We start from the raw sequence: 22,310 nt of genomic DNA, 5'->3' as shown, positions 1-22,310 counted from the left end.
GCCCAGCAACGGCAACTGTTTATAACGATCGGCTAGCGCCAGCAGTTGGCGCTGATAACGCTGAATGTTTTCGGCCGAAACCGCTTCGCGGGCCGCGAAAAGCTTTGTCTCGCTCGAGACAAATTCAACACTGCCGCTTGGGTTTGGCCTATCAATTCCCAGTAGGGTTGTTTCGTCTTGGCATCCACCGGCGCGCGAGACGCGTAGTCGATTAAGCTTTGCAAATGCCCGGACATTTGCTGTTCGTTGTTAATCAGCAGGATTTGCGGATCGGCCAATTTCCCGGCCGAGGTCAACTCGACGACGATGGATTGTTGAACGGTCCGCAACAAATCCAGAAACGGCGCTTTCAGCCGGTCGTCCACCTCGCGATTCGCTTCGATGTCGCGCACAGCCCGACCGACATTGGTATCGATGTCGGTTAACAAGGTGGCATCGCCGCTGGCCAGGTAATTGAAAACCGGCTGACTGATCCGGGTGTAAAACTGGTTCTGCTGTTGACCGACGAATTCGACGGCCTTGAAAGCGTGGTTAAGGTGTTGCAAGGAGCGAACCACCGCAACCGTGAAGCCGGTCAGGGTGAGGACCAACAAGAGACTGACAATTTTGGAGATACGGCTGATTTTCATGATGTCTGGCTTGGAACCCAAGAGGAATATGTACGGTTTAGCGTTCCGACGGATGACTAGGCTTTGAACTGCGATGCCATCGCGCGCATGTCGCCGGCCAGCGTATCCATCCGGCCGGCCGCGTCTTTTAGGCGCGCCAGCGAATCGTTGTTTTTGTTACTCATCAGTTCGATGGCGGCCACTTTGCTGGCGATGCTCTCGCTCACCACCGATTGTTCGGCCAGTGCCGTCGCGATCGTGTTGGTGGCGTCCACGACGCGGATGCTGCCTTCGCGAATGCCGCCGATGGCCTCGCCCGCCTGATGGGCCAACGCGACGTTTTGATCGACGCCCTGCACCACCTTACCGATATTGACGACGGCATCCTGCGCGCTGGCCTGGATGCGATCGACCAACTGCGTGATGTTTTCTGTCATCCGGGTGGTTTTTTCGGCCAGCGTGCGGACCTCGTCGGCGACCACCGCGAAACCGCGGCCTTGCTCGCCGGCACGGGCCGCTTCGATCGCGGCGTTGAGTGCCAACAGATTGGTCTGATCGGCGACATCCTTGATGGTTTGAACGATGCCGGAGATTTCCTGGGATTGCTGGCCGACCCGCTCCACGACTTTAGCGGTTTCCATCACGCCGTTCGAGGTGTTTTGCATCGCCGAGACGGTTTTTTCGATCACCGAACTCCCGTCGGCGGATTGGCGGGACGAGGTGCTGGAAATGGTGTTGGCGTTTTGCGACGAATCGGAAATATGAGCAATGCTGGCGGTCATTTCTTCGATAGCGGCGGCCATTTCCGTGGTCGCCGCTTTCTGCGCGCCGACGCTGTAAGACAACTCGGCAACCGACGCCGTCATGTCGCGCGCATAGCTGGCGACCGAATCGGCGCTACGCTTTATTTGGCCGATCGCATTCTGCCAAACCTGCAACAAGTCGTTGAAGCTTTTGCCGATCGCCGATATTTCGTCGTCGCCGGCGGCCGGCATCCGCAAGGTCAGATTGCGATTGGCGCTAATGCCGGAGATGACTTGCTGAAAGTCCGCGACCTGCCGCGCGATATGCAGCGCGGTGAACAATACCAGGCTGCCGCAGATCACCAACAGCGCGGCGAAGATCGCCAACTGAGTATTGCGGATTTGCCGAAACTCGTCTTGAGAGCTTTGGATTTGCCGGTTCAGGCGATCATGCTGGCCGGTTTCGAACGCTTCCACCAACTTGTTAATGCTGTCGGTGGTGCTTCTATCCATGCCCTTGACCAGCGCATCGGTTTTCTTGCCGGCTTCCGGGTCGGCCTGATCGAATTGCGCCAAGGCCGATCGGTATTTCTTGCCCATCTCCCGATGCTCGCTCAGCAGATTTTCGATATCGCGCGCAAACGGCGACCCCACCGCGCGTAGCGCCTCCAATGCCTGAGTCAGTTTGGTGCCGACCAAGCTTTCCGAAGCGGAAAAACCCTGGGAATATTTTTCGAAATTGGCCGCATCGTTACCGCGCAGCAAGATGTTTTTCCATTCCTGCACCTGGGTCTTGAACGCGATGTTAGCGCTCTGAATCAGCACCAGCGTATGCATGCCGCTTTCGAAACTGCTGTAGTCTTCCTTAACCTTGCCGTGGATTTGTTCGATCTGATACAGGCTTCCCAGCCCCAGAAGCATAAATCCGCTGACTGCCGCGGCCAGGATGACGTAGAGTCGAGCTTTAATCGTTAGATTAGCCATAAGCCTATACTCCTGTGAGAATTGCCGACGTCGGATCGCCGGAATATTAAACGGTGTTTATGACAGTTTTGTTACAAGCGGGCCGGCAATCCGCCGCGTTATTTGCAGTTGCGTCGAGCTGTAACCCAGCTAGAACAATTGGCGCGGTTCATCAGAGTTGACTGCATGACGCATCGCTAGTATTGCAACTTAGCCGATCAAGATTTTAGTGTAGAGCGTTTTGCAAAAACGGGCGCTTAATTTCCAAGCTTGCCGCTCAGGTATCGCGACGACTGGAAAATACGGCGATATCGCGCTGAATCAAGAGCTAAAATCGACCGGATTTTGGCCGGTCGAACGGTAATACCGAAAGCGGCTCCGGCTAGTGCCAGCCGCCGTACTGCGTGGTGGGATCGCCGCGAAAACCGGCGGTAGTTTTGTTGGCGTCCGGAACGTGAGCGGTATTTTCGGCGGCGCGTACCAGATTGTTGTGGTTGTATCCGCCCATCGCCTTCGCGCTCTTGGCGATCGCGGTCGTGGTTGGGTTGATGTCGTATTTGCTGATTTCCGGATAAATCACCACGCTGGTCATCGTGTCGCCGGATTTTCCGGGTGGCGGGGCGTAGGTCAGTAATACCGGTAGCGGCGTTCCGGCCGGCGCTTCGATTTCGTAACGCTGGCTGTCTTGCAATTCAAGGCTGGTCAGCACCTTGCCGGCCTCGGTCGACAGCGTAACCGTACCGGCCTTAACCGGCCCGGTATTGTCGCTGACCGTGCCGCGCAATGTCGTGGCCCGCGGAAAGGTTTTGAGCGGCGCGTTCGCCGCGATGGCGGTTTGGGCTTGCTCCTGGCCGCAACCGGCCAGCAGGATGCCGGCCAGGATTGGGCCGCTTAGGTAAACAATAGCTCTCATAGTGGTTTTCCCCCGTTGCAATGCGCCGGTTCCGTTCGACGAATGGCCGGCTTAGCCACAAGATAACGGCTTCTCCGCCGGCGGACAAGTCCGCCGCGACACCCACCACAGTTGAATAATGGTCGCGACGCCGTTATAGTGGCGCGACTTTTATACTTGCAAATCAACGCCATGCCATCTTTCGACATCGTTTCAGAACTCGACGCCCACGAAGTGACCAATGCCGTGGACCAAGCCAACAAGGAAGTCTCGACCCGCTTCGATTTCAAGGGCTCCAACGCCAATTTCGAACAATCCGACGACGGCATTCAGATGAAGGCCGAATCGACGTTTCAATTGCAACAAATGTTGCCGATTTTATACGCCAAGATGGGCAAGCGCGGCATCGACATTTCCGCGCTGGAAAGCGGCAAAATCACCGACACCGGCAAGACCGCGACTCAGACCATTACGTTGAAGCAAGGCATCGGCAGCGACGCGGCGAAAAAAATCGTCAAATTGATCAAGGACAAGAAAATGAAAGTGCAGGCGGCGATTAACGGCGACAAGGTGCGGGTTACCGGCAAGAAACGCGACGACTTGCAGGAAGTGATTCAGATGCTGCGCGCCGAGGACTTGGAACAGCCGTTGCAATTCAACAATTTTCGCGATTGAAGCCGGTTTGGACACCGCGATCAACGAAGCCCGCATCGGCCTAACCGCGCCGCCTCTGGCGGTCGACGCCTGGCTGCAAGGCGATCCCACCTCGCTCGGCGATCTGGCCGGCCGCGTCGTCCTGGTCGCGGTATTTCAAGTCAATTGCCCCGGCTGTTTTTTGCACTGCCTGCCGCGCGTCGAAGGCCTGCATCGGCGTTACCGGGAACAAGGCTTGACGGTGTTGGGCCTGGCGACCGCCTTCGAGGATTTCGATAAAAATACCGTCGCCAATCTGCGCCTGTTGTTGGAAGAAGGCCGGGTCATCGGCGAAACCGAAAAACTGTTGAGCCAATACGGCTTGCTGGAGCGCGGCACCTGGCCTTATCGCTTGAGTTTTCCGGTAGCGATGGACCATTTGACGCCGCGCGAAACGGACGGGACAGCCGCCGAAGTCGAGCGCTTCATCGAACAACGGATCGACGATTTTCAGGCGCGGGCGCCCGCCGAGCAGCACGCACTGCGCACCCATTTGCGCGACTATTTTTCCCGGCAACCCTTCCGGCCGGAAAGCTTCGAGCGTTACCAGTTACAAGGCACGCCATCCTACCTGCTCATCGACCGGAACGGCCATCTGGTCGCCAGCCGCTTCGGCGCCTACGAGACGCTGGAAGCGGACTTAATCGCGTTGCTGTAAACCTTCTTGAGTCAGCTCCGGGCTGATCCGACCTTTTTTCTCCAGGACTCGCCATGACCACACCCTTGCTGATCGCCAAAGCCGGCACCGCCGAATTGAACCTGCTACCGGCGATGGCCAATCGCCACGGTCTGATTGCCGGAGCCACCGGCACCGGCAAAACCATCACGCTGCAAACGCTGGCCGAGGCCTTTTCGGACATCGGCGTGCCGGTATTCGTGGCCGACGTCAAGGGCGATCTGGCCGGCCTGAGCCGGGCCGGCGGCGGCAATCCCAAAGTGGTAGCCCGCTTGGCGGACTTGGCTATCCAGGATAGCCGGCCGGCCGCGGCGCCGGTGCTGTTCTGGGACGTGTTCGGCGTGAAGGGCCATCCGCTGCGCGCCACGATCTCGGATATGGGGCCGCTGCTGCTGGCGCGGATGTTGAACCTGAACGACGTGCAGAGCGGCGTATTGACCGCCGCGTTCAAGATCGCCGACGACCAGGGCTGGCTGTTGCTGGATCTGAAAGACCTGAAGACGATGCTGCAGTACGTTGCCGAGCACGGCGCCGAACTGGCCGACGACTACGGCAAACTCTCGGCGGCCAGCGTCGGCGCGATTCAACGCGGCTTGCTGCAACTGGAGCACGAGGGCGGCGAACACTTGTTCGGCGAGCCGGCCCTGGATTTCAACGATCTGCTGCAAACCGACGGCTCGCGAGGGGTGATCAACATCCTGGCCGCCGAAACCTTGTACCAATCGCCGCGCGTTTACGCGACGCTGCTGCTGTGGCTGTTGTCGGAATTGTTCGAAAACCTGCCGGAAGCCGGCGACTTGGACCAGCCCAAATTGGTATTTTTCTTCGACGAGGCTCACCTGTTATTCAACGACGCCCCGGCGGCCTTGTTGCAGAAAATCGAACACGTCGTGCGCTTGATTCGTTCCAAAGGCGTCGGCGTGTATTTCGTCAGCCAAAATCCCCAAGATATTCCGGACATCGTTCTCGGCCAGCTCGGCAATCGCATTCAGCACGCGTTACGCGCCTTTACGCCCCGCGATCAAAAAGCCGTCAGGGCCGCCGCCGAAACCTTTCGCGCCAATCCCGGACTGGACGTGGCCGCCGCGATCGGCGAGCTGGGCGTCGGCGAAGCCTTGGTGTCGTTGTTGGACGAACAGGGGACGCCGCTGCCGGTCGAACGCGCCTTGATAAAGCCGCCGCGCTCGCGGATCGGCCCGGTCAGCGACGCCGAGCGGCGCGAGACGCTGGCCGCATCGATCATCGCCGGCCATTACGAAAAACAGATCGATCGCGAATCGGCCTACGAAATCTTGAAACAACGGGCCGGAAAGGCAGAAGCCTCGACGTCCGGCGGCGGATTCGATTGGGGCCAAGTGCTGCCGGGCGGCGGCCAATCCGGATCGCGGCGGCGCGGCGGCCAAAGCGTCCTGGAAGCCGCCGCGAAAAGCGCCGCGCGCAGCATCGGCCAGGAACTTGGCCGCCAAATCATCCGCGGCGTACTGGGCTCGTTGCTCGGCGGTCGGCGCTAGCGCTAAAACACTGCTGACACCACGCTGTCAGTAGCGCTGGTTTAGCATGACCGCTCTTTTAACTGCAACGAGGAGAGCATCATGAACAACAATCTAGCTACTTGGTTCGAACTACCCGCCGCCGATCTTGGCCGCGCCCAGGACTTTTACCGTCACGTGTTGAATTCGACGTTCAAGCTGGAAGAGATGAATGACATGAACTTGGCGATTTTCGAAGCCGAGGAAGGTGCGGTCAGCGGCATGTTGGTGCAGGGCGAGTGCTATCAACCCTCCGAGACCGGCGCGGTGGTGTATTTCAACGGCGGCGCCGATTTGAACGAGCCGCTGGCAAAGGTCGAAGCCGGCGGCGGCCGGGTGCTCGTGCCGAAAACGCCGATTCACGACGGCGACTGCGGTTACTTCGCGCTGTTCATCGACAGCGAAGGCAACCGGGTCGGCTTGTATTCGCCGGCTTAGCGAGGCCATCGACCGCACATGCGCCGAGCGGACCGCCTATTTCAGATCGTCCAGATTCTGCGCAACCGACGTTTGGTGACCGCCAAGGCGCTGGCCGAGCGGCTGGAAGTCTCGGAGCGCACGATTTACCGCGACATCCAGGTGCTCAGCCTGTCCGGCATTCCGATCGAAGGCGAAGCCGGCGTCGGCTACGCGTTACGGCACGGCCTGGATATTCCGCCGATCATGTTCAGCGCCGCCGAACTGGAGGCGCTGGTGGTCGGCGCCAGGATGGTCAAGACTTGGGGCGGCACAGAACTGGGCCGCTCCGCGCAGTCGGTGCTGGACAAGGTCGCGGCGGTCGTACCGGCCGAATTGCGCGACCGCCTGGACCGCTCCAAACTGTTCGCGCTGCGCTTCTCGCGGCGCGACGATTTGGATGTCACCTTGGACATTTGTCGCGAAGCGTTGGACGCCAAACGCGTACTACAGATCGATTACCGGCGCGGCGACGGCGAATTCAGCCAACGCCGGATTCGGCCGCTGGGCTTGTATTTTTGGGGCAACGTCTGGAGCCTGGTCGGCTGGTGCGAACTGCGCGGCGATTTCCGCAACTTCCGCCTGGACCGCATCGAGCACGCGCGGGTGCTGGACGAAGCTTTCACTGAAGATCCGGGCCAAACCTTGCAGGATTTCATCCGGCGAATGCATTGCCAGCCGCAGTGAACCGTCGCTAAAACAAAACTCATCTGCAGACTTTCTGCAAATAGACTGGTCATTCGCTATAGTAGTCCCCAGTATTTGTGTTTTATTTGCGGATTTTTTACATGTTGATAGAGTTCTCGGTCAGTAACTTTCGCTCGTTTCGCGAGAAACAGACCTTTTCGATGGTCGCGGCACCAAGATTGCGAAAGCGGGAGAATTTGATCAAACCAGCGGTCAAAGGTGAGAAATTGCCTGATTTGCTGAAAGTGGCAGCAATTTATGGGCCAAATGCTTCAGGGAAAAGTAATTTAATTAAGGCATTCGATGTTATTCGTGAAGTTTCCAATCGTCAGCCAATGGCGCATCCTGTGCCACTTCCGGTTGCTCCTTTTCGGTTTGACGCCACGTTAATTGACAAACCGACAAGAATTGATGTGCATTTTATTGTCTATGAGCAGCGCTATCAATTTGAGTTGGCATTAACTGAAAAGCGCATCATTGAAGAACGTTTAGTTATATTTCCCGAAGGTAGAGAAACTCTTTTATACGAAAGAAAGCATCAAGCTGGAGGAGATATTTATCGTTTCGGTGCGGCGTTAGAAGGTGGAATAGATTTGCATGAATTATGGCGGAAAGCGACGGGGCCTCAGACCTTATTTATTTCTCAAGCAGTTGCAAATAGTAGCGAAGAATTAAAACAACTTAGAATACCGCTCTTATGGTTTCAGGGGGATTGTCGGTTTATTTTACCCATAGCACTCCGGAATTAGCCGAAATTGCTCAGCAACGAGCCGAAACAGACGCCACATTTGCAGAAGCACTGTCATCGTTTTTGCGAGAAGTCGATGTCCCGATCACAGATATTCGATTTGATGAGCTTGAATCGGTTTCTACTAATTTATCGCGTACTTTTTTAGACTCGCCAATGGCCGGAAGACAAGCTAAAACTGTATTTACTCATCGAACTACATTAGGTGATGCTGAGTTTAATTTTGATGAGGAGTCAGATGGGACAAGAAATTTGATAGGTTTCTGGCTGCTGTGGCAATTACTTACTCTCGTTTCGGAACAAGGCTTGGCGTTAATTTTCGATGAACTCGATACGAGTTTACACCCTGAGATTGTCATCTCTCTAGTAACAAAGCATCTGTATTCCGAATCGCCAGGGCAACTCATATTTACCACCCACGACACCCACTTAATGGATGCCAAATTATTGCGCCGAGACCAATTCTGGCTAACCGAGCGCGATGCCAATGGCGCAACCCAACTGCGCTCCATCCACGATTTCGAGGGCCGGGAAGGCGAGGATCTGGAAAAGCGCTATTACGAAGGCCGCTATCGTGCACTACCGATAATCCGCCGGAGTTAAGAATGGCTCGCAACGCCGCGTCGTTTAATCGAGCCAAGCCGCGTTTCAAGCCACAACCGACGGTTTTGGTGATTTGTGAAGACAGCAAATCGGGTAAGCGCTATTTGGAAGATGCCTGTGGGTATTTTCGGATAAAGGTGCAAGTCGAAATCTGTCACTGCGGCAAAACCGATCCGACGAGTATCGTCAACGAAGCGATTGGCAGAAAAGGCAAATTCGACCGGGCGTTCTGCACGATTGATCGCGACTCTCATGCCAACTTCGAAAAAGCTTTGGATGCAGCGAAAAGCCAGCCTAAGATTGATGTGGTGGTTTCCTATCCCTGTTTCGAGTTTTGGTTGTTGCTGCATTTCGGATATAGCCGCAAGCCGCAATCGCCTGAATCTGTGATCAAGGAATTACGCGCTTATCCTGAATTCGCGGACTACGATAAAGGCAATGAACGAAATATCTTCCGGAGCCTAGAAAGCCGCTTTCCTGAAGCCAGACGTTTAGCCCCAAAAGTCTTAACCGAAGCAATCGACAGCGGCGAGATGAATCCGAGTACTCGTTTGCATGAGTTGCTGGCGTATTTTGAAGAATTATCTCAACCGCAAAAAATCCGTTAAATTCAACTTATCTCAATATCCCATGACGACAATCAACATCCAACAAATGATGGCCGACAGCGGCGTGGCGTTCGGCACCAGCGGCGCGCGCGGCTTGGTTAGCCAAATGAGCGGCGAAGTCTGCGCCGCGTATACGCTGGCGTTTATCCACGGCTTGCAGCTGACCAAGCCCGGCCAAAAAATCGCGCTGGGCATGGATTTAAGGCCGTCCAGCCCGGCAATCGCCCAAGCGTGCGTGGCCGGCATTCGCCAAGCTGGCTGCGAAGTGGATTTTTGCGGGGTATTGCCAACGCCGGCGCTGGCGTTGTATGCGCTGGCGCAAGGCTTGCCGGCCATCATGGTCACCGGCAGCCACATTCCGTTCGACCGTAATGGCATCAAGTTCTACCGGGCCGACGGTGAAATCAGCAAAGCCGATGAGACGGCGATGACCGGCGCGACCGTGGAAGTCGTAGCGGTGGACGCTGAATTGCCGGCCGTCAATCCGGCCGCGCTGGCGCAATTTCAGCAGCGCTATACCCGTTTGTTCGCCAACAATTTGTTGGCCGGCTGGCGAGTCGGCGTTTACGAACATTCCAGCGCGGCCCGCGACGTGTTGAAGGAAGTCTTGGCCGAATTGGGCGCCGAAGTCGTCGGATTGGAGCGCACCGACACCTTCGTGCCTATCGATACCGAAGCGGTCGGCGAGGCGGATCGCCAGCGCGGCCGCGACTGGGCGGCACAATACCAACTGGACGCGATCATTTCGACCGACGGCGACGGCGACCGGCCGCTGATCGGCGACGAGACCGGCGAGTGGCTGCGCGGCGACATCGTCGGCCTGCTGTGCGCGAAATTTTTGGGCGCCGATACCGTCGTCACGCCGGTCAGTTGCAATACCGCGATCGAAGCGTCCGGCTGGTTCAAGCAGGTGATTAGAACCCGAATCGGTTCGCCCTACGTAATCGCCGGCATGGAGCAGGTCGCGACGGGCGGCGTGGCGGGTTTCGAGGCCAACGGCGGCTTTTTGGCCGGCAACGGTTTATCGGTAAACGGCAAGCCCCTGGCGGCCCTGCCGACTCGGGATTCGCTGTTGCCCGCGTTGGCGTTACTGGCAATGGCGCGTGGCCAAGGCGTCAAGCTGTCCGGCTTGCTACAAGGCTTGCCGCAACGCTTCACCGCCAGCGACCGGATTCAGGAATTCCCGACCGCCAACAGTCGCGCCTTGCTGGATCGCTTGCAGGCCGACGCCAGCGCCTATCGCAGCCTGTGGGGCGATAGCCTGGGCGCGCCGGTCGATAGCGATACTACCGACGGCCTGCGGCTGACCTTCGCCAGCGGCGACATCGTCCACCTGCGGCCGTCCGGCAATGCCCCGGAATTACGCTGCTATGCCGAATCCGACTCGGTGGACCGAGCGGGCCAGTTGGTCACGGAAACCTTGCGCCGCATTGCCGGACGTTAATCGTCGGTTAAGTTGGGACGGCTAATCTGCAAGCTCCTAATAATGAACGACCAGGATAAATCCATGAAAACCAGCATCGTTGTATTGAGTTCCTTCGTATTGGCTTCTTCAGCCGCCGTGGCCGACACCGGCTTGTTGGAAGCGGTCGGCAAGCAGGCGGTCCAAAACAGCGCGAACGCCGTCGCGCCCGACGCGGTCAAGGGCGTCGAGGCGGCCGGCGCGGCGGTCGATAGTGCGAAAGCGGTCAAAGCCGGCGTCGAAAACACCCCGGCCGCCGCGAAACAGCAAGTCGAAGACGCCGCCAAACAAGCGGTCAAACAAAAAATCGAGCAAGCCACGCCGGAAGAATTGAAACAAGGCGCGCAACTCTTGAAAGAGAAAAAACAAGCCGTTAAACAATTGAAAAGCCAGGTAGAGCAAGCCCCAAACGCCGAACAAGCGATCAAGGCCGGCAAAGCCAAGGCCAAGCAAAAAGCGGCCGAGAAGGCCTTGGATTTGTTGCAATAACCGGCCAACGCCTCGGCTACGCGGAGCCCCGGTGCTTAACCACCGGGGCTTTTTTGTGTTGGATCGACCGCGCCGCTCGCCACATAGCCCCCTACCCGAGGCATAAATCCCCGCCGAAACTCGCGCGCCGAGCGCAGCCAAGAGCAACAAAGAATGTGCGGACTTGATCGATCGCGCCATCGGTCATCGTTCTGACACAATCGCCAGGCACACTTATCTGAATTACTAGACCAAGGAGATAGTTATGCGCTTGAACGGCTTATTCGTGGGACTCTTGGTTTTGTCGACGTCCACCGCCTATGCGTCGGCAACGTCCGAAGTGGAAGACGTTCAACGCTTGGACCTGCGGTCCTCAAGCAGTCGAGCGATCAACCTCGGCCCCAGTACCTCGTTGACCAGCGTCTTTCCCAGGGTAATCTTTCCTTATCAGTTGACTAAGACTGATCTAAGTCAAGCAACGCCTATAGAAATCAATCCCGCGCCGGCCGCGACCATTCTCACGGGCGGAAGTATCGATTTGACTACCGTGACGCTGACGGGCGCCAGGTCATCGGCCGGCTGGAACATCTCCGCGAGAAACGATATAGATTTGACGGCAAGGCTTGCGCCCTCGATCACGATATTCACGCCAATCTATGTCCCAGTGGGCGGCAATGTAAACCTATCACCGGAGCGGGCGATAGACTCCATCAAGATTACCCAACTCTATCCTGAAGTTCGCTTTCAAATAACCGGCTCCCCAATCACACCGACCAATATTCCGCTCCCAGCTTCGTTTTTACTGTTTTTAAGCGGGTTGACGCTGCTGAGGTCAAATTCCGGTCAGCCAATTCGCGGCGCATAACAAACGGCCTTTCGCGTTCCCATGCGACGCATGGGAACAGCCGCGCGGCTTAGTGAACCACGCTACGATTCTTCAATGCGTCGTAGATTTCGTCGATGGTTTGCCGGTCGGCATCGAAGGCCAAATCCGCATGTTCGGCAGCCAAGCCCGCACACAGGCAGATTAGGCCGGCATGCTTGATCGCGGCGGCCAGATTTACGTCGCCGTGTTCCAACACCGTTGCGGCGTGGCCGGTGTCGAACAAGCGGCGCTCCAAGTGATAAGCCATGGTTTTAGCGTCGGCACCAGTTAAAGCGACGATGCTGGCGGATTGGCCGAAACGGCTGGCGCGTTCCTCGGCGCTAACCGGCGTCCAATCCTCATCATTCGCTTCGCTGACGATCATACCGGCGCCGACCGTGACGTTGGTCAAGCGGTCTATGACGATGAACGAACCGGTGGCTTTATTACGCTTGTAAGGTTCGAAGACCACCGGCGCATTAACGGCTACCGTGCATAGGCCGATTTCGTTCAGCTTCAATTCGTCGGCGTCGTGGTGTTCCAGGGTGTTGACGTCGATGCGGTGGTGTATTGTCGCCACCGAACCGGATACGCCGCGAGTCGCCAGTTTGATCACGTATTGACGGCCGGGTAGCATGGCTTGTTCGGTCATCCACACGATATTGGCCTTGAATTTGTCGGCGACGCTGGGCGCGGTTTGCTGTCCGCCGAGCACCACGTCGCCGCGGCTGATGTCGATTTCGTCGTTCAGGGTCAAGGTCACGGCCATGCCGGCGAAAGCTTGCGGCAAGTCGCCGTCGAAGGTGACGATGGATTTGATCGTGCTGGTCTTACCGGACGGCAACACGGTAATCGCATCGCCTTGCCGAAACAGGCCGGACGCGACGGTGCCGCAGAAGCCGCGAAAATCCAGGTTGGGCCGGTTGACGTATTGCACCGGGAAGCGGGCATCGTCGAAATTGTGGTCGCTGGCGATTTCGATGCTATTCAGCAACTCCATCATCGGCAGGCCGGTAAACCAGGGCATGTTTACGCTGGGATTGACCACGTTGTCGCCGTCCAACGCCGACATCGGAATGAAATGGATGTCGTGCAGATCCAGGGTTTTGACAAAGGCCATGTAATCGTCGCGAATCTTTTCGAAAGTTTCCTGGCTGTAACCAACCAAATCCATTTTGTTGACCGCAACGATGATGTGCTTAATGCCCAGTAGCGACGCAATGAAACTGTGGCGTTTGGTCTGCGTTTGCACGCCGTAGCGGGCGTCGATCAAAATCACCGCCAAGTCGCAGGTCGAGGCGCCGGTGGCCATGTTGCGAGTGTACTGCTCATGGCCCGGCGTGTCGGCGATGATGAATTTGCGGGTCGAGGTCGAGAAATAGCGGTAGGCTACGTCGATCGTAATGCCTTGCTCGCGCTCGGCTTGCAGACCGTCGACCAGCAAGGCCAAGTCGATCTTGCCGGCGCCGGTGGTGCCGGATTTGACGCTGTCGGCCTGCACGGCGGCCAACTGGTCTTCATAGATCATTTTCGAGTCGTGCAACAAACGGCCGATCAAGGTGCTTTTGCCGTCGTCGACGTTGCCGCAGGTCAAAAACCGCAATAGCTCTTTGCGTTCGTGTTGCGCCAGATAGGCGTTGATGTCGGTGGCGATAAGGTCGGATTGGTGGGACATGGTTTTAGGTTCAAGGTAAAAGGTTCAAGGCACAAATATTTATTGGCACCACTGGCTCTCGCACGGAATGCCGTCGTTGTCGCCATCCATTTTGGTGTCCGGGCAGTGATTGATGAAGTACGTCGCCTCTTCGCACGATCTCATCTGCGAGCAATAGACGCGGCCGTCGCAAACGAAGTTCTGCGCATTGCGCTCCGTGGAACTGGCCGTTGCATTATTCGGCTCTGGTTTCGGTGCGCTTTCGAAAAGACCTTTAACTTTGTCGGTTAGTTTTGAGGAAAGTGGCTGCTCCGCTTTAACTTCCGCGAGCGGTTTCAAATCCGGTATCTTGCGATCGGCTTTGTGATCGCAAGCGGTATCGGAATAGACTACATGACCTTTTGCATCGGTACATTTGTACACACCGGCCAAGCTATCCACGGAGTAAAGCAGGATAAACAAGCACAAGAATTTCTTCACTATTCGTGTTTCCTCGTTCGCTAACGGTGTAAACCTTCAGAAGTAACCTTCGCGTTTCTTCTGCTCCATGGAGCCGGCTTGGTCATGATCGATCAAACGGCCTTGACGCTCTGAGGTAGTGGTCAGCAGCATTTCCTGGATGATTTCCGGCAGTGTGGTCGCGGTCGATTCAACGGCCCCGGTCAAGGGATAACACCCAAGCGTGCGGAAGCGCACCATCTTCATTTCGACTTTGTCTTCCGGGCCGATCGGCATGCGCTCGTCGTCGACCATGATCAGCATGCCGTCTTTTTCGACGACCGGGCGCTCTTTGGCAAAATACAAAGGTACGATGGGGATGTTCTCTAAATGGATGTATTGCCAAATGTCCAGTTCGGTCCAGTTGGATAGTGGGAAGACGCGGATGGACTCGCCTTTATCGACTTTGCCGTTGTAAATGTTCCAGAGTTCGGGGCGTTGGTTTTTCGGGTCCCAGCGGTGATTTTTATCGCGGAACGAATACACCCGTTCCTTGGCGCGGGATTTTTCCTCGTCGCGGCGGGCGCCGCCAAACGCCGCGTCGAACTGGTATTTGTTCAAGGCCTGTTTCAGTGCGTCGGTTTTCATCACGTCGGTGTGTTTCTTGCTGCCGTGAGTGAACGGGCCGATGCCTTGGGCGACGCCTTCTTCGTTGATATGCACCAACAAATCCCAACCCAGGTCCTTGGCCATCCGGTCGCGGAATTCGATCATTTCGCGGAATTTCCAGGTGGTGTCCACGTGCAACAACGGGAACGGCGGCTTGCCGGGGAAAAAGGCCTTGCGGGTCAAGTGCAGCATCACGGCGGAATCCTTGCCTATCGAATACAGCATCACCGGTTTTTCGAATTCGGCCGCCACTTCGCGGATGATGTGGATGCTTTCAGCTTCGAGCTGTTTGAGATGGGTCAGTTTATAATCGGTCATCAAATCTCGGGGCGCGGGGCCAATAGAAGTCAGGTGTCGGCGGGTATTTTACGGACAAACCCCTAGCGACGCCATCGACAAAGCTTATGAGACACTACCACGGCTTGGAAACCCTTCTGGAGCAACTCCCCGGTCGGCCGACCACCGCGCGGCTGGCCGAAGCCTTACTAGCGGATTTGCAAACCTGCCGCTGCACGATTTACGGCTGTATCGGCGACGACGACCGCATTGTTCTGGCGGAACTAACATTGGTGACCGATAGCTTGGCTTACGATTCATTCGACCGGCGCATCGATCTCAGCGTGGCCGGCCCCATTCTGCGCGCCGATTGCATACCGTTAACCTTCCGGCTGTTCGGCCGGCAATTCGCGATCACCGGTCGTTGTTCGGCCTTGCCGCACGTCTGCGGCCGGGATTTGTATCTGAGCGCTTACAGCGGCCGAATCGGCGACGTGGTTCGGCAACGCTTCGCGATACCGCTGAAATCCTTAATAAACTGATCACCGCCGCAAGCGCCGGATTTCCTCGGTATTCCGGCTAAAGTGGGGTACGATGGCGCCATGCCCCCGGACTAGACGTCGGGCCTTCCCTGGCGGTTTGCGCCAACGATGGAGTGGAACCCCGATGAAACACTACGACCGCAGCCGCAAATTATGCGAATGGGAGCGTCTGGACGAATGGCGGAACAAGGTACGGGCCAGTTTGGCCGCCAATGAAAGCAGCCGGATTTCGCCTTTCCATTTGTTGTCCTTACCCGGCATCAGTGCCGCCGAACAACGACAATGCGCCGATTTGTGGTTGCTGGCCCGGCTCGCCGCCAGTCAAGCCGAGCGGGACGACTTGGCGTTCCAATTCGTCGGCCCGGCCAGACCGAAAATTCGGCTGGGCTATTTATCCTGCGATTTCCACGATCACGCCACCGCGTATTTGTTGGTGGAAATGCTGGAAGCCCATGACAAGGACCGGTTCGAAATCTACGCTTACTCCTACGGCGCCGACGACGGCGGCGACATGCGCCAACGCCTGCTGCGTTGCTTCGACCGTTTCGTCGATTTGAGCGAGTTATCGATCGCCGACAGCGCCAAAGCCATTCATGCCGACCAAATCGACATTCTGATCGATTTAAAGGGCTATACCCGCGGCACCCGCACCGAAATCCTCACCTACCGGCCGGCCCCGATTCAGGTCAATTACCTGGGTTACCCCAGTACGCTGGGCGGCGATTTTTGCGATTACATCGTCACCGATCCCTACCTGACGCCGCCCGGCAGCGCCGCCGACTACAGCGAGGCCTTCGCCTACCTGCCGGACAGTTACCAGCCGCACGGTCGGCACGCCGAAATCGGCAAGCTATCCAGCCGCGTCGAGCAGGGCCTGCCTGAACACGGCTTTGTGTTTTGCTGCTTCAATCAGGCTTACAAGATCATGCCGGAAATTTTCGACGTCTGGTGCCGGCTGCTCTACAACACGCCGGGCAGCGTACTGTGGTTGTTGAAAAACGCCTCCGCCAAGGGCCGGCTCAGAAACGAAGCCTACCAGCGCGGCATTGTGCCCGACCGACTCATCTTCGCCGACGAGCTACCGCAAATCGAGCATCTGGGACGCTTGGGCCTGGCGGATTTGGTGTTGGATACCGCGCCCTACAACGCCCACACCACCGCCAGCGACGCACTGTGGGTCGGCGTGCCGATGATTACCTGCGCCGGCGACACTTTCCCATCACGGGTAGCCGGCAGTCTGTTGCGGGCGATAGGCTTGGACGAGTTGATCGCGACCGATCTGGATACCTATTACACGCTGGCTCACGATCTAGCCAACTGTCCCGAGCAGTTGGCCGACGTCAACCGCAAGCTGGCCGCCAATCGCCTGAACACCCCGCTATTCGATACGCTAGCCTATACGCTGCATCTGGAGGCGCTGTTTCAAGCCATGTGGCGGCGTCATCAGGACGGCCTGCAACCGATCACGATCGAAAGCCATTGATGCGCTGGACTTAGACCGGCAAGCAATGCCGGTGTGTTCCTCGAGCCGGATGTTTGACTACCCGCGTAGGCTGAGCGTAGCCGAAGCCAGCCCGACCAGCGGCGCCAACCGTCAAACCAAATGACTTCTCGTCCAGCGCAGGATGTCCTGTAGCGACATCGCGCCGGCTTCGCGCGCAATTTCTCGACCGTTCTTGAACAAAATCAGCGTCGGAATGCTACGAATGCCGAAATCCTCGCTTAGATAGCGGTGACGGTCGGTGTCCACCTTACCCAAGAGCACCGCCGGCTCCAGCATTTGGGCGGCTTGGGCGAAAGCCGGCGCCATCATCTTGCACGGCCCGCACCAGGCGGCCCAAAAGTCCACCAGCAACGGAATTTGGCTTTGGCTCAGATACTTGGGGAAATTGGCTTCGGTCAACTCCAACGGATGGCCGGTAAACAAGGCTTGATGGCATTGGCCGCACTTGGGCTGTTGGTTCAGACGTTCCGTTGGAACGCGGTTGACGGCCGAACAGTGCGGGCAAACCAGATGTAAAGCGTCGCTCATGATGTCCTCGAAAAATGAAGCTTAATGCCAAAGGCCGCCGATCCGCCAACGTGGCTGGCGCGCGACCGGTTGCAGCGGATAGGCGAATATCGGGGCGTGAATTTGCCACGGTGCGGCTGGCGCCAGGGCTTGCAACCGGCGAATCCGCTCATCGGTCGGCGGATGGGTGCGCAGCCAGGACGGCTCCGGGTTGCCCCAGCCCGGAAACAGCATCGACAACCAGCCCCGGCTGGCTTGCTCGATATGGGCCAAGGCTTGCGCCAAACCCAGCGGATCGCCGGTCAGCGTCGCCGCCCGCAGGTCGGCATCGTATTCGCGGGTTCTGGACAAACCCAACTGTATCAACACAGCCAGATGCGGCGAAAACAACAACAATATCACTCCCGGCCAATTGACCGTAAACGCCACGTCGCCGAAAAACAGAGCCGGCAGGCTCAGCAACAAGAATAATTGGCCGGCGCTGGCGAACAGCGCGGTAATCCGGCTGACCGCATCGGCCAAGCCCATCACCCGCAGGTCGTTATTGGCGATATGCGCCATCTCGTGGGCCAACACCCCGGCCAACTCGCGGGTCGACAATCGTTGCAGCAAACCGTCGCTGAGCGCGATCGCCGCCTGCTGCCGATTGCCAACCGCGAAGGCGTTGATGATCGGACTGGGCACGTAGTAGGGTTGCGGCACGGTCGGCAATTCGGCGCGTTCAGCCAGCGTTTCCAAAAGTTGCCACAACACCGGCGCCTGGCGCGGCGAGATCGGCCGGGCCCGGTAAAAACTCAAGGTCAGGCGCCAAGCGGCAGCCGGCGTGATGACCAAGCCCAACCCGGCGGCGATCAACGCCATCCAGATGCCGTCTTCACCGAGCAGCAATTGGCCGGCCAACGCGCAAATGCCCAGCAATGCCGCGATCAATAGAACGGTTTGCAGCCGATTGGCCCAGCGGTGATTGTGGACGATGGTGTTTTGCATGCTCACTCCAAACCGGCTCGACGCAAACGGCGGCGTAGTCCGTCGATTTCTTCCTGCATGTCGGCCACGAGCGCCGCCAGTTCCGGAACCGCCTCGAAATCGCGCTCCAGCGCGGCGATGCGCCGAACCCGTAGCAGCATCGCGCTGGAAAACCGCCATTCGCCACCGTGCCGCTGCGGCGCGAGTTGGCCTTCGGCAATATGCCGGCTGACCCATTCCAGATCGACTTCGCCAAGCGAAGTTAGTTGTTGCAAGGTCAGGCCGTGTTCTTCGAGAACCGCATCGAGTGGGGACAGGGCTTGAGACATAGCTTAACTCCTGTGGCTTGCGCGCGGGTCGAAGGCCAGTTCGCGCGCCATGGTTTCGTAAAGTTGCTTGGCCTTGTCAGAGTTGGCGGGCGGCAGCACGATTTGAATATCCAGCAACAAATCGCCTGGTGTGGCGCAGGGAATACCCTTGCCTCGCAGGCGCAATTGTTGGCCGCTTTGCAGGCCTTGCGGAATCCTAACCTTCAATTCGCTATCGAATAGATTAATCGTTACGACGCCGCCCAGCGCGGCTTCCCAGGGCGCGACCGGCAAACTCATGTGCAGATTGCTGCCGTCCACCCGGAAGCGCGGATGCGGATTGAAATGGACTTCCAGCAACAAATCGCCAGCCTTGCCGCCACCCAGGCCCGGTGCGCCCTGGCCGGCCAGGCGAATGATTTGGCCTTCGTAAACGCCTTTCGGGATTTTGACGTTCAACGTGCGATTGTTCAAAACCACCCGGCCGTCGGCATCCATCGTCGGCACCCGCAGGCTGATTTGCCGGGAGGCGCCGCGAAAGGCGTCTTCGACGTCCAGCAACACCTTGGCGTGATGGTCGTCGCCCTGCGCCCGAAAACCACCGGCTTGCGCCTCGAACGGCCCACCGCGCCGGCCGGCGCCCATCCGGCCGAACAATTGGCTGAAAAAGTCACCGAAATCGCCGGCATCGCCGCTGGAAAATTCGAAGCCGGCATCCCAATTCGGCGGCGGATGAAATTCCTGGCCGGACCGGTAACCGCGACCCAGTTGATCGTAGGCAGCGCGCTTTTCGGTGTCGGACAACACCGCATAAGCCTCGTTGACGTCCTTCATCCGGGCTTCGGCGTCCGGCTCCTTGGAAATGTCCGGGTGGTATTTGCGCGCCAGCTTGCGATAGGCCTTCTTGATTTCCGGCAAGGCCGCTTCGCGTTCCACGCCTAGAATCTGGTAGTAATCTTTGTATTGCACGCTGCTCTCCGTCGGCGCACAAGGCCGGCAAGGATGGATAGCTGTTCTTAATCCGAATTACTTCTACTTTGTCGGATTTGTTCAAGACCGTCATGTCCGCCGGGAAGCTGGCGCCCAGTGCCATGGATGGTATGGCTTAAATCCGTCCATAGCGTCTGGATTCGCTCCGCGCTCTAACGGGTCCAGCCATCCGTGCCGGAATGACGATGCTTATTTGTAATCCGACAAAGTAGAATTACGCAAGACATGAAATGGGCGCGTCAATCCAAAATTGCAAGCCCCAATGAGCTACCTGCCTTACCGGGCGGCACGCTAGCCGATTTATAGCGAATCGTACCGCTGAGAACAACTACAATTTCGCCAAGCGAAATTCGCGTTTGCCTCGACCGGCGGGGACTTGAATTTGCCGGACCCGCATCCATATTGTTAGCAACTGTCCCGCCGCTTTGATAGAATGACCGCTCTTGGGGGTGACATGGCTTCGACGTGGGTAGCAAAACCTCAGGTGCATGCCGAGCACAGTACCGCTCGTAAAACCTACTGAAAAAAGTATTCGCAAACGACGAAAACTACTCAGTGGCTATCGCAGCTTAAAACCTGCACCACTTCTCTGACCAGATGTACTTATGCGTCTGGAGTTCCTCTCGGGGAGCGCTCAGGGATCATATTACATAAGATCGCGCCAGGGCTTAGTTCGGAGCCTAAAGCGCTAAATCCAATCGAAATCGCTGTTGATCCTCTTGGCCCGACGGGTAGTCAACAGTTAAATTAAAAGCGCGGGATAAGCATGTAGAGCTTGTGGCGGAGTGCTTGCGGACGCGGGTTCAATTCCCGCCACCTCCACCAAATACCAAACCCCAGTCGGGTGACCGGCTGGGGTTTTTTATCGCCTGTCGCCAGCCGAATCAAATACGGTACACTCCAACCTCACCGGCGGGATTTGCAGATGATATATTGCCTCGGTTTGTTGAACGGTTAACTGAACCGCGGCCAGCAAAGAATCTGTTTGAGAGCTTCCACGACATGAAAACATCTTTCCGTGAGCGTTACTTGAAACCAGCGCTTGCTCTGGGACGGATCGAAATGACCGTTCCCGACAAAACTAACAGCCGTTCGCAACCATATCGTTTGACCGACTCTAGCTGGACATTTGCCGCCACGAAACTCGGTCAATAAATCTCGGCACGGCAACGATTGATCGACAAGGTAAACGCCGTTGGTGGTTTGGCCGGGGATAATCGGCTTTGAATATTTATAACGCACCGATATTGGCCGGTATTTATAGCGCGTGGAGAACTCGTTGAAACCCTCTTTTTCGATCTGAGTTATGCCGACTTAGAGACGATAGTCGAACGGCAGGGCTTTAATAACTCGGTGACGCCGACGCTGTTTAATTGGTATTACAAGAAAAAGCAAAATTCGCCTTGTCATAATCTAATATCCAAGCCGGCCTTGGCGTTTTTTGAACAGTATTACGACTTTTCCTTACCTGAAATCGATACGGTTTACGAATCCGAAAAAGACAGGACCGTGAAGTTTCTGTTTAAATTAAACGACGGCCAAAAAGTCGAGACGGTGCTGATTCCGTTCAATAACAAATATTCGATTTGTCTGTCGTCACAAGTCGGCTGCGCGATGAATTGCGCTTTTTGCTTTACCGGAGAACAAGGCCTTAAACGCAATTTGACCACCGGCGAAATGATCGGACAGTTCTTAAAAGCCTGGCAGTGGCTGGCCGAAAACCGGCCTGGAGAAGAACGCATATTAAATATCGTATTCATGGGTCAGGGCGAGCCCTTGCATAATTTCGATGCGGTTAAAAAAGCGTGCGAAATATTTTTATCGCAATTCGGATTTTCAGTCGGCGTTCAGAAAATCACGATTTCCACGGCCGGTTATCTTCCGGGACTTAAACGTTGGAACCAGGAAATGCCTGGCGTCAATCTGGCTCTGTCGCTGCATTCGCCGTTCTCGGAAAAACGCGACGAGTTGATTCCGATCAATAGAAAATATCCGCTCGGCGAGGTGCTGACGTATATCGACCGCATAGCATTAAACAAAAAGCAATTCGTGACTTACGAATATATTTTGATCAAGGATTTCAACGACGGCCCGCTCGATGCGGAGAAACTGGGTACCTTGCTGGCGGGAAAAAGCGCTTATATTAGTTTGATTCCGTTCAATCCCTTCCCCGGGTCGCGCTACCGGCGGCCGGATTGGCAGACCGTGGAAAGGTTTAAGGCGGTATTGGATACCTTCAGGATTCCAACTTTGATTCGCGGGGTTAAAGGTGACGACGTGCTGGCGGCGTGCGGGCAACTCAATTCCAATGGGTGATAGGATTCAGCGCCGGAACGGCGGAGGCCGTTTTATCCTGGCAGATTGAGCACTGTAAAGACCGTCATCGGCGCGACCGTATGGGCGCTAAAATTCGCCGCGATGTCACTTCATAACGACCGATTTTTTTCAAGCGACG

General features: G+C 56.8%; 25 protein-coding genes and 1 other RNA gene. 16 read left to right on the top strand and 10 right to left on the bottom strand.

All coding sequences use genetic code 11. The annotated features are described in order from the left end of the window. Positions 1-32 precede the first annotated feature (32 nt). From ACP4CD_RS19310 to ACP4CD_RS19300, 3 genes are all read right to left on the bottom strand, one after another. A complete protein-coding gene (locus ACP4CD_RS19310; protein ID WP_426992163.1) occupies positions 33-629 on the bottom strand; it encodes a hypothetical protein in 597 nt (198 codons plus the stop codon). Positions 630-685: 56 nt separating this feature from the next. Then, a complete protein-coding gene (locus ACP4CD_RS19305) occupies positions 686-2,335 on the bottom strand; it encodes a methyl-accepting chemotaxis protein (RefSeq protein ID WP_281021567.1) in 1,650 nt (549 codons plus the stop codon). Positions 2,336-2,696: 361 nt separating this feature from the next. Then, on the bottom strand, positions 2,697-3,227 hold the full coding sequence (locus tag ACP4CD_RS19300; protein WP_064030746.1) for a hypothetical protein: 531 nt from the start codon (positions 3,225-3,227) through the stop codon (positions 2,697-2,699). 171 nt (positions 3,228-3,398) lie between these two features. Here ACP4CD_RS19300 and ACP4CD_RS19295 point away from each other — a divergent pair, with 171 nt between their 5' ends. The 11 genes from ACP4CD_RS19295 to ACP4CD_RS19245 all read left to right on the top strand — a co-directional run bounded on the left by ACP4CD_RS19295 (position 3,399) and on the right by ACP4CD_RS19245 (position 12,001). After that, positions 3,399-3,881, top strand: a complete 483-nt coding sequence (locus ACP4CD_RS19295) for a YajQ family cyclic di-GMP-binding protein (protein WP_064030771.1) — start codon at positions 3,399-3,401, stop codon at positions 3,879-3,881. A 7-nt stretch (positions 3,882-3,888) separates the two neighbouring features. Beyond that, the gene (locus ACP4CD_RS19290; protein WP_426992162.1) at positions 3,889-4,557 is read left to right on the top strand and encodes a TlpA disulfide reductase family protein; all 669 of its coding nucleotides are present in this window, start codon (positions 3,889-3,891) and stop codon (positions 4,555-4,557) included. A 53-nt stretch (positions 4,558-4,610) separates the two neighbouring features. Beyond that, positions 4,611-6,086 (top strand): helicase HerA-like domain-containing protein, encoded by a 1,476-nt coding sequence (locus tag ACP4CD_RS19285; RefSeq protein WP_426992160.1) that lies wholly within the window; start codon positions 4,611-4,613, stop codon positions 6,084-6,086. 81 nt (positions 6,087-6,167) lie between these two features. Beyond that, positions 6,168-6,542 carry a VOC family protein gene (locus tag ACP4CD_RS19280; RefSeq protein ID WP_064030748.1) on the top strand — a complete coding sequence of 125 codons (375 nt, stop codon included), beginning with the start codon at positions 6,168-6,170 and terminating at the stop codon, positions 6,540-6,542. Between the two features lie 18 nt (positions 6,543-6,560). Next, positions 6,561-7,247: a helix-turn-helix transcriptional regulator gene (locus ACP4CD_RS19275; protein WP_426992159.1), complete on the top strand. Its 687-nt coding sequence runs from the start codon at positions 6,561-6,563 to the stop codon at positions 7,245-7,247. A 101-nt stretch (positions 7,248-7,348) separates the two neighbouring features. Continuing rightward, positions 7,349-7,996, top strand: coding sequence for an AAA family ATPase (locus tag ACP4CD_RS19270; RefSeq protein WP_426992158.1), 648 nt, complete (start codon positions 7,349-7,351; stop codon positions 7,994-7,996). Then, complete coding sequence (locus ACP4CD_RS19265) at positions 7,960-8,598, top strand: AAA family ATPase (protein WP_426992156.1); 639 nt, start codon at positions 7,960-7,962, stop codon at positions 8,596-8,598. The genes ACP4CD_RS19270 and ACP4CD_RS19265 overlap by 37 nt, the downstream gene beginning before the upstream one ends. A gap of 2 nt (positions 8,599-8,600) precedes the next feature. Continuing rightward, entirely contained in the window at positions 8,601-9,206 is a 606-nt protein-coding gene (locus tag ACP4CD_RS19260) for an RloB family protein (protein ID WP_426992154.1), read from the top strand. Between the two features lie 22 nt (positions 9,207-9,228). Then, entirely contained in the window at positions 9,229-10,650 is a 1,422-nt protein-coding gene (locus tag ACP4CD_RS19255) for a phosphomannomutase (RefSeq protein ID WP_426992152.1), read from the top strand. Positions 10,651-10,713: 63 nt separating this feature from the next. Continuing rightward, positions 10,714-11,157 carry a hypothetical protein gene (locus ACP4CD_RS19250; protein WP_426992150.1) on the top strand — a complete coding sequence of 148 codons (444 nt, stop codon included), beginning with the start codon at positions 10,714-10,716 and terminating at the stop codon, positions 11,155-11,157. Between the two features lie 244 nt (positions 11,158-11,401). Then, positions 11,402-12,001, top strand: a complete 600-nt coding sequence (locus ACP4CD_RS19245) for a hypothetical protein (RefSeq protein WP_426992148.1) — start codon at positions 11,402-11,404, stop codon at positions 11,999-12,001. A 49-nt stretch (positions 12,002-12,050) separates the two neighbouring features. On the opposite strand, the gene cysN is transcribed toward ACP4CD_RS19245, so the two are convergent. Genes cysN through cysD form a run of 3 tightly spaced genes read right to left on the bottom strand, consistent with a single transcriptional unit; the run spans position 12,051 to position 15,080 of the window. Next, the gene (gene cysN, locus ACP4CD_RS19240; RefSeq protein WP_426992146.1) at positions 12,051-13,676 is read right to left on the bottom strand and encodes a sulfate adenylyltransferase subunit CysN; all 1,626 of its coding nucleotides are present in this window, start codon (positions 13,674-13,676) and stop codon (positions 12,051-12,053) included. A gap of 39 nt (positions 13,677-13,715) precedes the next feature. Next, entirely contained in the window at positions 13,716-14,135 is a 420-nt protein-coding gene (locus ACP4CD_RS19235; RefSeq protein ID WP_082885637.1) for an excalibur calcium-binding domain-containing protein, read from the bottom strand. A 36-nt stretch (positions 14,136-14,171) separates the two neighbouring features. Next, entirely contained in the window at positions 14,172-15,080 is a 909-nt protein-coding gene (cysD, locus tag ACP4CD_RS19230) for a sulfate adenylyltransferase subunit CysD (RefSeq protein WP_071158927.1), read from the bottom strand. An 86-nt stretch (positions 15,081-15,166) separates the two neighbouring features. Here cysD and ACP4CD_RS19225 point away from each other — a divergent pair, with 86 nt between their 5' ends. Together ACP4CD_RS19225 and ACP4CD_RS19220 are read left to right on the top strand one after the other, a co-directional pair. Further along, positions 15,167-15,580 carry a hypothetical protein gene (locus ACP4CD_RS19225; RefSeq protein WP_426992143.1) on the top strand — a complete coding sequence of 138 codons (414 nt, stop codon included), beginning with the start codon at positions 15,167-15,169 and terminating at the stop codon, positions 15,578-15,580. Between the two features lie 124 nt (positions 15,581-15,704). After that, positions 15,705-17,063 (top strand): UDP-N-acetylglucosamine-peptide N-acetylglucosaminyltransferase, encoded by a 1,359-nt coding sequence (locus ACP4CD_RS19220; protein ID WP_064030757.1) that lies wholly within the window; start codon positions 15,705-15,707, stop codon positions 17,061-17,063. Positions 17,064-17,174: 111 nt separating this feature from the next. Here ACP4CD_RS19220 and trxC read toward each other — a convergent pair whose 3' ends face one another. From trxC to ACP4CD_RS19200, 4 genes are read right to left on the bottom strand one after another with little or no spacing between them, the layout of a single operon-like run. Then, positions 17,175-17,612: a thioredoxin TrxC gene (gene trxC / locus ACP4CD_RS19215; RefSeq protein WP_426992142.1), complete on the bottom strand. Its 438-nt coding sequence runs from the start codon at positions 17,610-17,612 to the stop codon at positions 17,175-17,177. Positions 17,613-17,633: 21 nt separating this feature from the next. Continuing rightward, positions 17,634-18,578 carry a zinc metalloprotease HtpX gene (locus ACP4CD_RS19210; protein ID WP_426992140.1) on the bottom strand — a complete coding sequence of 315 codons (945 nt, stop codon included), beginning with the start codon at positions 18,576-18,578 and terminating at the stop codon, positions 17,634-17,636. Positions 18,579-18,580: 2 nt separating this feature from the next. Continuing rightward, on the bottom strand, positions 18,581-18,886 hold the full coding sequence (locus ACP4CD_RS19205; RefSeq protein ID WP_064030760.1) for a chaperone modulator CbpM: 306 nt from the start codon (positions 18,884-18,886) through the stop codon (positions 18,581-18,583). Positions 18,887-18,889: 3 nt separating this feature from the next. Then, complete coding sequence (locus ACP4CD_RS19200; RefSeq protein ID WP_064030761.1) at positions 18,890-19,834, bottom strand: DnaJ C-terminal domain-containing protein; 945 nt, start codon at positions 19,832-19,834, stop codon at positions 18,890-18,892. Between the two features lie 466 nt (positions 19,835-20,300). Between ACP4CD_RS19200 and ssrA the strand changes: the two genes are divergently transcribed. The 3 genes from ssrA to rlmN all read left to right on the top strand — a co-directional run bounded on the left by ssrA (position 20,301) and on the right by rlmN (position 22,171). Then, positions 20,301-20,680: a transfer-messenger RNA gene (gene ssrA, locus ACP4CD_RS19195) on the top strand. A 177-nt stretch (positions 20,681-20,857) separates the two neighbouring features. Further along, positions 20,858-21,010, top strand: coding sequence for a Fic family protein (locus ACP4CD_RS19190; protein WP_426992137.1), 153 nt, complete (start codon positions 20,858-20,860; stop codon positions 21,008-21,010). Between the two features lie 78 nt (positions 21,011-21,088). Beyond that, positions 21,089-22,171, top strand: coding sequence for a 23S rRNA (adenine(2503)-C(2))-methyltransferase RlmN (gene rlmN, locus ACP4CD_RS19185; protein WP_426994711.1), 1,083 nt, complete (start codon positions 21,089-21,091; stop codon positions 22,169-22,171). Positions 22,172-22,310: the final 139 nt, after the last annotated feature.

The sequence above is a fragment of the Methylomonas stagni genome, assembly GCF_050154735.1.
Taxonomy (GTDB): Bacteria; Pseudomonadota; Gammaproteobacteria; order Methylococcales; family Methylomonadaceae; genus Methylomonas; species Methylomonas koyamae_A.
Note: the sequence above shows the minus strand (reverse complement) of the source record. Positions and strands in the feature narration are given on the sequence as shown.